Annotated in this window: 13 protein-coding genes; 6 read left to right on the forward strand and 7 right to left on the reverse strand. The window is 70.2% G+C overall.

Features of this window, described 5'->3' with window-relative positions:
• The 4 genes from OTB19_RS28160 to OTB19_RS28175 all read left to right on the forward strand — a co-directional run bounded on the left by OTB19_RS28160 (nt 1) and on the right by OTB19_RS28175 (nt 1,881).
• Nucleotides 1-168 carry a hypothetical protein gene (locus tag OTB19_RS28160; RefSeq protein WP_266948012.1) on the forward strand — a complete coding sequence of 56 codons (168 nt, stop codon included), beginning with the start codon at nt 1-3 and terminating at the stop codon, nt 166-168.
• A 171-nt stretch (nt 169-339) separates the two neighbouring features.
• Nucleotides 340-828, forward strand: coding sequence for a BlaI/MecI/CopY family transcriptional regulator (locus OTB19_RS28165; RefSeq protein WP_420716926.1), 489 nt, complete (start codon nt 340-342; stop codon nt 826-828).
• A 10-nt stretch (nt 829-838) separates the two neighbouring features.
• Nucleotides 839-1,369, forward strand: coding sequence for an amino-acid N-acetyltransferase (locus OTB19_RS28170; protein ID WP_267801305.1), 531 nt, complete (start codon nt 839-841; stop codon nt 1,367-1,369).
• A gap of 176 nt (nt 1,370-1,545) precedes the next feature.
• A complete protein-coding gene (locus OTB19_RS28175; RefSeq protein ID WP_267801306.1) occupies nt 1,546-1,881 on the forward strand; it encodes a histone-like nucleoid-structuring protein Lsr2 in 336 nt (111 codons plus the stop codon).
• Here OTB19_RS28175 and OTB19_RS28180 read toward each other — a convergent pair.
• Nucleotides 1,863-2,465 carry an SCO3374 family protein gene (locus OTB19_RS28180; protein WP_267801307.1) on the reverse strand — a complete coding sequence of 201 codons (603 nt, stop codon included), beginning with the start codon at nt 2,463-2,465 and terminating at the stop codon, nt 1,863-1,865. The two genes, OTB19_RS28175 and OTB19_RS28180, sit on opposite strands and share 19 nt — an antisense overlap.
• A gap of 462 nt (nt 2,466-2,927) precedes the next feature.
• Here OTB19_RS28180 and OTB19_RS28185 point away from each other — a divergent pair, with 462 nt between their 5' ends.
• Complete coding sequence (locus OTB19_RS28185) at nt 2,928-5,453, forward strand: ATP-dependent Clp protease ATP-binding subunit (RefSeq protein ID WP_267801308.1); 2,526 nt, start codon at nt 2,928-2,930, stop codon at nt 5,451-5,453.
• A 702-nt stretch (nt 5,454-6,155) separates the two neighbouring features.
• The gene (locus tag OTB19_RS28190; RefSeq protein ID WP_267801309.1) at nt 6,156-6,782 is read left to right on the forward strand and encodes a M23 family metallopeptidase; all 627 of its coding nucleotides are present in this window, start codon (nt 6,156-6,158) and stop codon (nt 6,780-6,782) included.
• Between the two features lie 63 nt (nt 6,783-6,845).
• Here OTB19_RS28190 and OTB19_RS28195 read toward each other — a convergent pair whose 3' ends face one another.
• The 6 genes from OTB19_RS28195 to OTB19_RS28220 form a co-directional block, all read right to left on the reverse strand.
• The gene (locus tag OTB19_RS28195; protein ID WP_267801310.1) at nt 6,846-8,075 is read right to left on the reverse strand and encodes a LamG domain-containing protein; all 1,230 of its coding nucleotides are present in this window, start codon (nt 8,073-8,075) and stop codon (nt 6,846-6,848) included.
• A gap of 119 nt (nt 8,076-8,194) precedes the next feature.
• Nucleotides 8,195-9,508, reverse strand: coding sequence for a two-component system sensor histidine kinase CseC (gene cseC / locus OTB19_RS28200; protein ID WP_267801311.1), 1,314 nt, complete (start codon nt 9,506-9,508; stop codon nt 8,195-8,197).
• Complete coding sequence (gene cseB, locus OTB19_RS28205) at nt 9,505-10,209, reverse strand: two-component system response regulator CseB (RefSeq protein WP_267801312.1); 705 nt, start codon at nt 10,207-10,209, stop codon at nt 9,505-9,507. The genes cseC and cseB overlap by 4 nt, the downstream gene beginning before the upstream one ends.
• A gap of 13 nt (nt 10,210-10,222) precedes the next feature.
• Entirely contained in the window at nt 10,223-10,900 is a 678-nt protein-coding gene (locus OTB19_RS28210; RefSeq protein ID WP_420716927.1) for a hypothetical protein, read from the reverse strand.
• Nucleotides 10,901-10,911: 11 nt separating this feature from the next.
• Nucleotides 10,912-11,472, reverse strand: a complete 561-nt coding sequence (locus OTB19_RS28215; protein WP_053678383.1) for a SigE family RNA polymerase sigma factor — start codon at nt 11,470-11,472, stop codon at nt 10,912-10,914.
• Between the two features lie 219 nt (nt 11,473-11,691).
• Entirely contained in the window at nt 11,692-12,609 is a 918-nt protein-coding gene (locus tag OTB19_RS28220; RefSeq protein ID WP_267801313.1) for an A/G-specific adenine glycosylase, read from the reverse strand.
• Between the last annotated feature and the right edge of the window lie 17 nt (nt 12,610-12,626).

Consider the following 12,626-nt stretch of genomic DNA (forward strand, 5'->3'; position numbering starts at 1 on the left):
ATGGACTACGTTTCCGCGCTCGTGCCCCCCATCGTGATGGCCGCGTTCTTCATCGCTCTCGTCGTGACGATCGTGAAGAGCCAGGGCGGTGCCAACAAGGCGAAGGAGGACGCGGCCGTGGACGCCGTGCTCGCCTCCGCCGAGGCCACCCGGCAGCCCGGGAAGTAACCCCGGGCGAAAGCCTCGGGGACGGGCGTACGGCCTGCGGGCCGTACGCCCCATTTTGTTGCCCGACGCCGGTTCGTCGCGCGTTGCCGGCCGAATGGTCGGGCAATTCCGCACAACCCGCACTATCGTGCTGTTGTGCCTCGCCCCTTGGGAGAACTCGAAGACGCAGTGATGACACGGGTGTGGCAGTGGAACCGCCCAGTCACCGTTCGGGAAGTCCTGGAAGACCTCCAGCAGGAACGGTCCATCGCGTACACCACGGTCATGACCGTTATGGACAATCTCCATCAGAAGGGCTGGGTCCGACGGGAAGCCGAAGGCCGCGCCTATCGATATACCGCGGTCTCCACCCGGCCCGCCTACTCGGCCGCACTGATGAACGAGGCCTGGTCCACCAGCGACAACCCCGCGGCCGCTCTCGTGGCCTTCTTCGGCATGATGTCGGCGGAACAGCGCGAAGCGCTCCGTGACGCCGTGCGCATCGTCGGTCACGACGGCGAGGCCGCCGCCCCCGAACCCCGGGAAGTCCCGGAAGCCGGGGAAGAGCCGGAACCCGGGGAACAGCCGGAAGCCGGGGAAGGCGCGAAGCCCGGGGAAGCCCCGGAAGACCCGCGCCCCGAAGAGGACTCCGGCGAGCGCGGCACCGAGCCGGGGCGATAGCGTCCCCCGCATGGGAGAGTTTTCCGCCGCAGAAGCAAATACCGTGACGATCCGCCGCGCACGCACCCGCGATGTTCCCGCGCTACGACGCCTGCTCGACCAGTACGTGCAGCAACGGATCCTGCTCGACAAAGCCCCCGTCGTCCTTTACGAGGACATCCAGGAGTTCTGGGTCGCGGAACGCGTCGGTGACGGCCAGGTGGTGGGCTGTGGCGCTCTGCACGTCATGTGGGAAGACCTTGCGGAAGTGCGCACTCTTGCGGTGGATCGCGAGTTGAAGGGCGCCGGTGTCGGACATCGGGTACTGGCCAAGTTGTTGGAGACGGCCCGCCTGCTCGGCGTGAGCCGGGTTTTCTGCCTCACCTTCGAAGTGGACTTCTTCGCGAACCACGGCTTCGTCGAGATCGGCGAGACTCCGGTCGAGACCGATGTCTACATGGAGCTCCTGCGTTCCTATGACGAGGGGGTCGCCGAGTTCCTCGGTCTCGAACGAGTGAAGCCGAACACCTTGGGCAACAGTCGGATGCTTCTGCACCTCTGATCGATGGCGGATCGATCTCGGCCGCTTTTACGGGGCTCCGCCCGCCTGTGGCCTATGTCCGAATCGCGTACGTTTCCCGCCCTGTTGACGTCCTGAACCTCTCGGCGGGGGTTTGTGTTTTCCAGGCAAAAGCGGTTTCCTTTCCGCGTACTGCATTTTCGATGAAAGGAAATCCGGTGGCACAGAAGGTTCAGGTCCTTCTTGTCGACGACCTCGACGGTGGCGAGGCGGACGAGACCGTGACGTTCGCTGTGGATGGCAAGACCTACGAGATCGACCTCACCGCCGCCAACGCTGAAAAGCTCCGCGGCCTGCTCGAGCCCTACACCAAGAGTGGCCGCCGCACCGGTGGCCGTGCCGCCGCGGGACGCGCCAAGGGCCGCGCCGCCGTTTCGGCGGGCAACCCGGACACCGCGGAAATCCGTGCGTGGGCGAAGGCGCAGGGTCTGACGGTCAACGACCGCGGCCGTGTCCCCGCCGACATTCGCGAGGCCTACGAGAACCGGGGCTGACCCACGGCGCCGACGGGCCTCGCGGGGGCCGCGCGTCGCCGCAGGCGTGCCCGGTGGCACTCCGTGGCCGCCGCGGCGACCAGACGTACGAGATCGGGTCCGGTGCTCCGTCGGCCGGCCCCGGCGCCCTGTCCGGTACCGGGCAGGGACGGCAGGAACGCCTCGCACCCCTGTTCGGGGGGCCGCAGCCACACGGCGGCCCCCCGAGGACTTCCCTGTGGCCGCCCCGGCGGCACGGGGGCGGTGATCCGGCCACCCGCACCCAGGGCGGTCAGATCCAGGGCCACCGGACCCCACTCCAGCCAGTCGAGCAGCCCGTCCAGCTCCTCGGCGCTGCCGGGGGCCACCAGGAAGCGCATCCTGCGTCCCATGACGGCCACCGGACCGGTGTCGACCGGCCTGCGCAGCAGTCGGCCACCCGCGTCGGCCGGCAGCTCCAGCACGTCGAACCGCGTCCCGGTGACCAGCTGGGCGGGCGGCCCGCCCGCGAGGGTCCAGCCGAGCACCCGCCCGTACCAGGAGACGTACGCGTCCTCCTCGGACGGGGAGCGCGGCTGGGGGACGGTCTCGGCGTTGTGGGCCATGACCGGAGCAACTCCGGAAGCGCCCTGGAGTTACGCAGCGCGGCGGACACAATGCGGAACGTAAACGTCCGTGGGGCGGAGTCCCACATTCGGAGACGGAACCGTGTTCGCCCGTAGCGGAGGGAACCGTCTCCGGCCGCATGGAGTGTCAGTCCCCACGGGTAAGACATTCCTAGTGGATCGGGGCGACACGCTGATTTGAAGGGTCTCCGACCGGCTTCCGTTCGCCATCGGCGTACACGTGTGACGGGTATCTGCCTGGCCTGCGGGAACATCGTCTCGCACCATCGGGTTGGAGCAGTTGTCGGCACTTACGGCCGGGTTTTCCCGCGGACGTGAGGGTGAGCCGCGGACGGATGTCGGCAGTTGGAATGAGCTGTCCCGCCCCGCGGGACTAGCATGCGGAAGGACAGGGCGGGGACCGACCCCGAACTGCCCGACCGCTCTGAGGAGCGATAAACGATGTTCGAGAGGTTCACCGACCGCGCGCGGCGGGTTGTCGTCCTGGCTCAGGAAGAAGCCCGGATGCTCAACCACAACTACATCGGCACCGAGCACATCCTCCTGGGCTTGATCCACGAGGGTGAGGGTGTCGCCGCTAAGGCCCTGGAGAGCCTCGGGATTTCGCTCGAGGCTGTTCGCCAGCAGGTTGAGGAGATCATCGGTCAGGGGCAGCAGGCCCCGTCCGGCCACATCCCCTTCACCCCGCGGGCGAAGAAGGTCCTGGAGCTTTCGCTCCGAGAGGCCCTCCAGCTCGGCCACAACTACATCGGCACCGAGCACATCCTGCTCGGCCTGATCCGCGAGGGCGAGGGCGTCGCCGCCCAGGTCCTCGTGAAGCTGGGCGCCGATCTCAACAGGGTCCGGCAGCAGGTCATCCAGCTGCTCTCCGGCTACTCCGGAGGCGGCAAGGAGTCGGCCACGGCAGGCGGCCCGGCCGAGGGCACCCCCTCGACCTCGCTCGTCCTCGACCAGTTCGGCCGCAACCTCACGCAGGCGGCTCGCGAATCCAAGCTCGACCCGGTCATCGGGCGCGAGAAGGAGATCGAGCGGGTCATGCAGGTGCTGTCCCGCCGGACCAAGAACAACCCGGTCCTCATCGGCGAGCCCGGCGTCGGCAAGACCGCCGTCGTCGAGGGCCTGGCCCAGGCGATCGTCAAGGGCGAGGTGCCCGAGACGCTCAAGGACAAGCACCTCTACACCCTCGACCTGGGTGCACTGGTCGCCGGTTCCCGCTACCGCGGTGACTTCGAGGAGCGCCTCAAGAAGGTGCTCAAGGAGATCCGCACCCGCGGCGACATCATCCTGTTCATCGACGAGCTCCACACCCTCGTGGGTGCGGGTGCCGCCGAGGGCGCGATCGACGCCGCCAGCATCCTGAAGCCCATGCTGGCCCGTGGTGAGCTCCAGACCATCGGCGCCACGACGCTGGACGAGTACCGCAAGCACCTCGAGAAGGACGCGGCGCTGGAGCGCCGTTTCCAGCCGATCCAGGTGGCGGAGCCTTCCCTCCCCCACACGATCGAGATCCTCAAGGGGCTGCGCGACCGCTACGAGGCCCACCACCGCGTCTCCATCACGGACGAGGCCCTCGTGCAGGCGGCCACCCTGGCCGACCGGTACATCTCGGACCGCTTCCTCCCGGACAAGGCGATCGACCTGATCGACGAGGCCGGCTCCCGGATGCGCATCCGTCGGATGACCGCGCCGCCGGACCTCCGCGAGTTCGACGAGAAGATCGCGAACGTGCGTCGCGACAAGGAGTCGGCCATCGACTCCCAGGACTTCGAGAAGGCGGCTTCCCTCCGTGATTCGGAGAAGCAGCTGCTGGCGGCGAAGGCCAAGCGCGAGAAGGAATGGAAGGCCGGCGACATGGACGTCGTCGCCGAGGTCGACGGCGAGCTCATCGCCGAAGTCCTCGCGACCGCGACCGGCATTCCGGTGTTCAAGCTGACCGAGGAGGAGTCCTCGCGACTCCTGCGCATGGAGGACGAGCTCCACCGTCGCGTCATCGGTCAGAAGGACGCCATCAAGGCCCTCTCGCAGGCGATCCGACGGACCCGTGCGGGTCTGAAGGACCCGAAGCGTCCCGGTGGCTCGTTCATCTTCGCCGGCCCGTCCGGTGTCGGTAAGACCGAGCTGTCCAAGACGCTCGCCGAATTCCTCTTCGGCGACGAGGACGCGCTGATCTCCCTCGACATGTCGGAGTTCAGCGAGAAGCACACGGTTTCCCGTCTCTTCGGTTCGCCCCCCGGCTACGTGGGCTACGAAGAGGGCGGCCAGCTGACCGAGAAGGTCCGCCGGAAGCCGTTCTCCGTCGTCCTCTTCGACGAGGTCGAGAAGGCGCACCCGGATATCTTCAATTCCCTTCTCCAGATCCTGGAGGACGGTCGTCTGACCGACTCCCAGGGCCGGGTCGTGGACTTCAAGAACACGGTCATCATCATGACGACCAACCTGGGTACGCGGGACATCTCCAAGGGCTTCAACCTGGGCTTCGCGGCCCAAGGCGACACCAAGACCGGATACGACCGGATGAAGGCGAAGGTCAACGAAGAGCTGAAGCAGCACTTCCGGCCCGAGTTCCTCAACCGTGTCGACGACACGGTCGTCTTCCACCAGCTCACGCAGGAAGACATCATCCAGATCGTCGACCTGATGATCGCCAAGGTGGACGAGCGCCTCAAGGACCGCGACATGGGCATCGAGCTCAGCGGTGACGCGAAGCAGCTCCTGGCCAAGCGCGGCTACGACCCGATCATGGGTGCGCGCCCGCTGCGCCGGACGATCCAGCGCGAGATCGAGGACATGCTGTCGGAGAAGATCCTCTTCGGCGAGCTGCGTCCCGGTCACATCGTGGTCGTGGGTGTGGAGGGTGAGGGCGAGGCCGCCAAGTTCACCTTCCGCGGCGAGGAGAAGACTCCGATCTCGGACCTTCCCCCGATCGAGGCCACGGGCTCCGGCCCGGACCTCTCCAAGGGCGCCTGAGGCCTGACCGCCGTACGAAGGGGCGGCCCCGGAATCGAAAGGTTCCGGGGCCGCCCCTTTCGCGTACCCGGGCCCTGCGGGGCGTGGCGTGGACGCGGGGCGGGGGAGCGGACACCCGGGGCCCTGTGCGGCGCGGGCGGGGTTGTGGCGTGGCCGTGCGGGTACGTGCGGGCCCGGGGCGCCGCGCGGGGCCCCCGTCCCGCCCTCTCGGGCCCTCCCGCCCTACCCGGGTCCGTACCGCCCTCCCGAGCCCGTACCCGGGCTGCCGGGCCCGTGCGGTCCCGCGGGTACCGGGCGGGTCGGTCGGGTGGGCTCGCGCGCGTGTGACGGTGGCGGGTTCGAGCGAGGGCCCGGGGGGTGCTTCGGGTGCTCTCGGGGCGGTTTCGGGTGGGCCGCAGGGCGTGACCTGGGTCTCGATGAGGGCGGGCGGGGCCTCCGTGGCCGGTGACAAGCCACACAGGGTAAATCGGACCTACTAGGACCTTTCGTAGATCCAGTGTCCGTTTTGCCCCCTCCCTTGGGCCAGTAATCGCCGGGTCAACAGTCCTCTCGACCCCCCTCGCACCTACGAGTCGACGTAGTAATGAGGACGTTTGAGGAAGCCGGGGGGCTCGGGTTACCAAGGTGGAGCAAGTTCGCCCGGCACCCGCTCAGCGTGCCGGGTCGCTTATTGCCCTTGTTCCCGGCCCCGGAGGTCCACACATGTCCGCGAAGCGCGTCAGCACCCGTCGTACCCGTATCGCCCTCGCCGCCACCGGCCTCGGTGCCGCACTGGCCCTCGGTGCCGGAACGACCGCCGCTTTCGCCGGCGAGGCGCAGACCGCTCTGAACGGCACCCCCGGCCTCGTCGCCGCCCAGGCCAAGGCCCAGGCCGCCGCGGCCAAGCCGGCCGCCGCCGCGAAGTCGGCCGGTTCCTGGAAGAAGCCGGTCTCCGGCTACACCCTGTCCGCGACCTACGGCAAGGGCGGCAACATGTGGTCGCACAAGCACTCCGGTCAGGACTTCGCCGTTCCCGTCGGCACCAAGGTCCGTGCCGCGAGCTCCGGTGTGGTCGTCAAGGCCGGCCCCAACGGTGGCGGCGACGGTCCCGCGTACGGCAACGCCGTCGTGATCAAGCACGCGAACAACAAGTACTCCCAGTACGCGCACCTCTCGCGGATCCAGGTCAAGATCGGCCAGAAGGTCTCGGCCGCCCAGCAGATCGCCCTGTCCGGCAACACCGGCAACTCCAGCGGTCCGCACCTGCACTTCGAGATCCGCACCACCCCGAACTACGGCTCGGCCATCAACCCGGTGAGCTTCCTGCGTCAGGTCGGCGTCACCGTCTGACACGCCGACGACGCCGGGCGACCGGCGTCCGACCCCCCGCCGTACCGGGCGGCTCGCGAAGGCTCAGAACAGCAGCCACGACCCGGTCGGCGTGACCATCGGGTCGAGCTTGCCCGGCTTGAGGGCGTCGATCCGCTCCTGCGGAAGCGCCGCGTCGTAGACCCGCAGGCTGTCCATGGCCCCCTGCCAGGGCGACACCCACTGATCCTGGTGGCGTGAACGGGCCAGTTGCAGCGGGCCCGGGGCGGGGAAGATGTCCGCGGGAACCGGGGCCTCGCCCGTCCGCTTGCCGTTCACGTACAGGGCGATCACCTTCTTCTCCGCGTCGTAGGTGCCCGTCAGCTCCGAGAAGGTCTTCTCCATCTTCGCGCTCGTGCCCGTGACCGTCGTCGTGCTGGCGTTCGCGCCCGGCGTGCCGGTCTGCACTCGGAAGATCCAGGACGGCTTGCCGTTCACCTCGTCCAGACCCAGTTCGAACGAGAACGACTTCTCGTTGCCCTGGCTCACCGCGATCTGCTGTCCCTTGGGGGAGCGGTTCCAGAGCCGGGCCGAGACCGTGAAGCTCTTCGACGGGTCCACGACGCGCTGCTGCGACTCGGCGAACGAGTTCGCGTTGCCCTTCGTGCGGATCTCGTGCCGCTTGTCGATCGGGAAGACTGCGGCCTCGGGCCCCATCTTCAGGTTCGCCTTGCCGATCTGGTCCCGCACGGTCGTCGGGTCACCCGCGACCGTGGGCGTGAGATCGATCGGGTTCTTGACCCCGCTCTGCGAGGGCGCGGGCGAGTCCGAGGCGGACGCCGTCGGCTTGTCGTCGGCCTTCCCGTCGCCGCCACCCAGCAGCAGGAACGTTCCACCACCGGCGAGCAGCGCCAGCACGGTCACCGTGCCGACGACCACCCACACCCGCTTCCTGCGCCGCTCCGACGCCGAACGATCGGCGAGCGCGTCCCAGTCCGGCTGGTCCGACCGCTGCCGGAACGGCTCGGGCTCCGACGCCGGGCCCGGGAACGCCCCGCCCTGCTGCCACGACGCGGGCGGCGCCTCGTACGGTCCCGGCATCCCGGGATCCTGCCGGTACGGATTCGCCTGCTGCGGTCCGGGCTGCCGCGGGTAGCCGTACCCGCCGTCCTGGTCCGCTCCCGGCGGGGGGCCGAAGCCACCCGACGCGGGGGGCCCGGGCGGGAATCCGTAGCCACCGGACGCGGGCGCTCCCGGCGGGAACCCGTAGCCACCGCTCCCCGGGGCGGGCTGCTCGGGCTGCGGATTGTTCGGGGGGTTCGTACCGTCGGTCATGCCACGGATGCTAGAACATCAGCCCGGCGGAGCGAACGGCCGAGGGTCCCGATACGGTCGCGATCGCCGGTCGGCGCCGCCGCCGGCCCCTCGTGCCCCGGGTCGCGACGACGCCCGACTCAGCTCTGGGGCTTGAGGATCGGGAAGCTCCCCGTCGCCGTCGGCGCGTGCTCCGGCAGCCACAGCACCGCCACCGCCCCGGCCGCCGAACCCTGCCTGTCCGCGCCGCCCGGCGCGGCCACGTTACGGAACGTCAGCCGGGCGCCCAGCACCCGCGCCTGACCCTCCGCGATGGTCAGACCCAGCCCGTGGCCCACCCCGGCCCGGTCCGTGGACCCGGTCCGGAAGCGGCTCGGCCCCTCGCGCAACAGGGCCTCGGGGAAGCCCGGTCCGTGGTCGCGGACCCGTACGACGCGGCCCTCGACGTCGACCTGGATCGGCGACCGCCCGTACCGCGCGGCGTTCGCCAGCAGGTTGCCCAGGATCCGTTCCAGCCGGCGCGGGTCGGTGCTCACGATCTCGTCCGCGACGACGCGTACGGACGCGTCCGGCATCAGCGACGCCACCCGGCGGCTGACGAACTCCCCGAGCGCCACGTCCTGCAACTCGGCCCGCTCCGAGGCGCTGTCCAGCCGGGCCACCTCCAACACGTCCTCGACCAGCGCGCGCATCGCCTGCGCCCGGTCGCGCACCAGCTCGGTCGGCCGTCCCGGGGGCAGCAGTTCCGCCGCCGTGAGCAGGCCCGTCACCGGGGTCCGCAGCTCGTGCGCGATGTCCGCCGTCACCCGCCGCTCGGCCTCCAGCCGCTGCTGGAGCGCGTCCGCCATGGCGTCCACGGCCCGCGCCAGGTCATCCGTCTCGTCGCGAACGACTCCGCCCACCGCGTCGCGCACCCGGACCTCGGGATCGCCGTGCGCCACCCGCTGCGCGGCGGTGGCCGCCTTGCGCAGCCGGCGCGAGATCTGCCCGCCGATGAGCACCCCGAGCGCCGAACCGCCCACCACCACGGCGAGGGAGCCGACGATCAGGGCCCGGTCCAGGTCGCGCACCATGTTGGCGCTCTCCTTGAACGGCAGGTGCAGGGAGAGCACCTGTCCGTTGCCGAGCGGTACGGCCGCCCACACCTCGGGGACGCGCCGGGTGTTCTCCTGAATGAAGGTGCCGCGTCGTCCGGACTGGACCTTCTGCCTCAGTTCGATCGGCAACTCGGGGTCGTTGAGCTTGGCGCCCATCATCGGCTTGCGACCGGCGTCCACGCTGCGGGCGAGGAACTGGACCCGCTCCAGCTGGGATTCGCGAGCGCTCTCCAGCATCGACACGCGGGCAGCACTGTGCACCACCAGACTCAACGCCACCGCCGTCAGCGCGCCGACGGCGGCGATGGCGAGGGTGATCTTCCAGCGGATCCCGGTACGGAGTGTGAACCGCCTCATGCCTTCAGCTTGTATCCGAAGCCTCGGACCGTCTCGATCCGGTCCTGTCCGATCTTGGTGCGCAGCCGTTGGACGTGGACGTCCACGACCCGGGTGTCGCCGCCCCAGTCGTAGTCCCAGACCCGTTCCAGCAGCCGGTCGCGCGACAGCACGGTGCCGGGCGCCGAGGAGAACTCCAACAGCAGCCGCATCTCGGTCGGCGTCAGACCCACCGGGGCACCCGCCTTGCGCACCTCCATGCCCTCGGTGTCGACCTCCAGGTCGCCGAAGGCCAGCACCCCGCGCTCGTCGGCGTCGTCGTCGTCCGACGCGCCGCCGTTCGGGCCGCCCGCGTGGCCGAAGCGGCGCAGCACGGCGCGGATCCGGGCGACGAGGACCGACCCGTCGAAGGGCTTGGTGACGTAGTCGTCGGCGCCCGCCTCCAGGCCCAGTACGACGTCGATGGAGTCGGCACGCGCCGACAGCATGATCACCGGCACGGTGGACTCGTCACGGATGCGCCGGCACAGGCTGACGCCGTCCATCCCGGGCACCATGACGTCGAGCAGCGCGATGTCGGGGCGGTCGGCCCGGAAGGACTCCAGGCCCGACAATCCGTCGGGCATGGCGGTCACCACGAACCCGTCGCGCTCCAGCGCCAGGGTCGTGGCCTCGCGGATGACGTCGTCGTCCTCCACGAACAGCACATGGGTCTCGGCCATCCGGAGCCTCGCTTCAGTTCTTCGCTGAGATGGCCGGGGCGGGCTGGCCGCCGCCGTCGACCACGTTGCTGTAGTCCGTGTGGACACGGTCCTGCTCGGTGAACCTCTCGCCGCTCCAGCGGTAGGTGATCACGTCCTCGCCGGACGGGTACGAGAGCGTGTCGCTCTTGCCGTACACCGGCTTGGTGACCACCAGGTCCCCCCGGTCGATCTCCGCGTAGACGGGCGGTTGTTCGTCCGAGAAGACATTCTCGTACGTGCCGTTGTCCGCCCGGTACACGTACGAGCCGCGCCCCAGGGCGTCGGCGCAGGAGAGCACGTTGACGACGATGTCCACGGCGGGGCTGCCGGTGACCTTCCCGTAGCTCACGTCGACCGGGTACTCCCGGCCCGCGCAGGGCTTCAGGTCCCGCTTGATCTCCGGGCTGACCTTCGGGTCCGCCTTCAACAGCGCGACCGGGTCCACCTTGGTCGGCTTGCCCGCGGGGGTGTCCGAGGTCGCCGGTGCGTGGTCCCCGCCGGAGGGGGCCGGGCCGACCGGGGCACCGGTCTTCGCCACGGATTCGGTGCGGGCCGGACCGCCGTCGCGCAGGCCCGTGCCACCGGTGGCACAACCGACGGCGAACAGCGCTGTGCCGGCGAGGACGACCGTCCCCGCCGACACCAACACCAGCGACTTTCTGCCGCTCAAGCCTGGGCCGTTCAGGCCGCGCACCGCTCCCGCCCCTCGTACCGGATGGTGTGGTCACCGCGTTCCAGCGCGCGCATGTCGAGGTCCCGGCTCTCCAGCTCCTGCCGGAGTCGGGCCAATGCGCGGTGCAGGGTGCTCTTCACGGTTCCCGCCGACATGCCGAGCGCCGCGGCCGTTTCCTCGGTGCTCATCTGCTCCCAGTGTCGCAGCACCACGACGCTCCGCTGCTTGGGCGCCAGAACCTTGAGGATGTCCATGAGGAGGGCGCGGTCGGCGCGCTGGTCGGAGCCGTCCTCGACGGAGGCGTCCGGGAGCTGCTCGGTGGGCACCTCGTCGAGCTTGCGGGCCCGCCACCACTCGGTCCGCGTGTTGATCATGACGCGGCGGAGGTAGGCGTCGGCCAGGGACTTGTCGGCGATGCCGTCCCAGCGGCCGTAGGTGCGGACGAGGGCCGTCTGGAGGAGGTCCTGGGCGTCCGTGGGGTCCGGGACCAGGCGCCGGGCACTGCGCAGCAGCGCGTCCTGCCGGGTGCGTACGTACTCCTCGAATTCGAGTACCTCGCCGTGCGCCATCTCAGACCGCCTCCGTTCCGTCCCAACCCGCCACCGCTGTCTTACGGATTCGAAGGTACGGAGGCGTTGTCACGGCACTGTGCGGGTCAGCCTTCGGTGGACGCACGGACACCCGTAGATTGTGTAACAGCGTCTTTGAGCTGCGGTTTCCCGGCGCCAAGCGGAATCTTCGAGTCAGCTTCGAGCCGGGTCCCCCGCGCAGTGGATCAACGGGTCGGATCAGGTGCGGGCCGGCCCCTGCGGAAGTCGGTACATCCCCTGGGGGAGCGGCTCGACCAGACCGTCGGACACCAGCCCGTCCAGCGCGCGGGCCCGCTGCACCGGCTCGTCCCAGACCGTGTCCAGCACCGCCTGCGGAACCGCGCCGACCGCCTCCCGCAGGACGGCGAGCAACTTGCCCCGCACCTGACGGTCGGTACCGGCGTACGTCTGCCCGCGGCGCGGCGGCCCGTCGTGCGCAGGCTTCCCCGCGAGGCGCCACGCGCACAGCCCGGCGACCGGGCAGCGCGCGCAGTCCGGACTCTTGGCCGTGCACACCAGCGCGCCCAGCTCCATCGAGGCCGCCGCCCAGCGGGCCGCGGTCTCCTCGTCCGGCGGCAGCAGGGCCCGCGCGAGGCGCCGCTCGGCGGCCGTGGTCGCGTTCGGCGGGTACTCGACCCCGCCGGCGGTGCGGGCGAAGACCCGGCGGACGTTGGTGTCCAACACCGCGTGGCGCTGCCCGTACGCGAAGGAGGCCACCGCGGCGGCCGTGTACTCGCCGATCCCGGGCAGGGCGAGCAGCTGCGCGTGATCCCGCGGCACGTCGCCGCCGTGGCGTTCCGTTATCGCGACGGCCGCCCCGTGCAGGCGCAGGGCCCGGCGGGGGTAGCCGAGGCGGCCCCAGGCGCGCACGGCCTCGCCGGGCGCCTCGGCGGCCAGGTCGGCGGGTCGCGGCCAGCGGGCGAGCCACTGCTCGTACACCGGCAGGACCCGGTTGACGGGGGTCTGCTGGAGCATGAACTCGCTGACCATCACGCCCCAGGGGCCGGCCTCGGGGCGGCGCCAGGGCAGGTCGCGGGCATGCTCGTCGAACCACGCGATCACGGGGGAGTGCAGTGCGTGGGAGACGTCGGGGGAAGGAGTGGTGGATGCAGTCATGGCAGACGGCATCCTGA

This window comes from Streptomyces sp. H27-H5 (assembly GCF_026627505.1).
GTDB lineage: Bacteria > Actinomycetota > Actinomycetes > Streptomycetales > Streptomycetaceae > Streptomyces.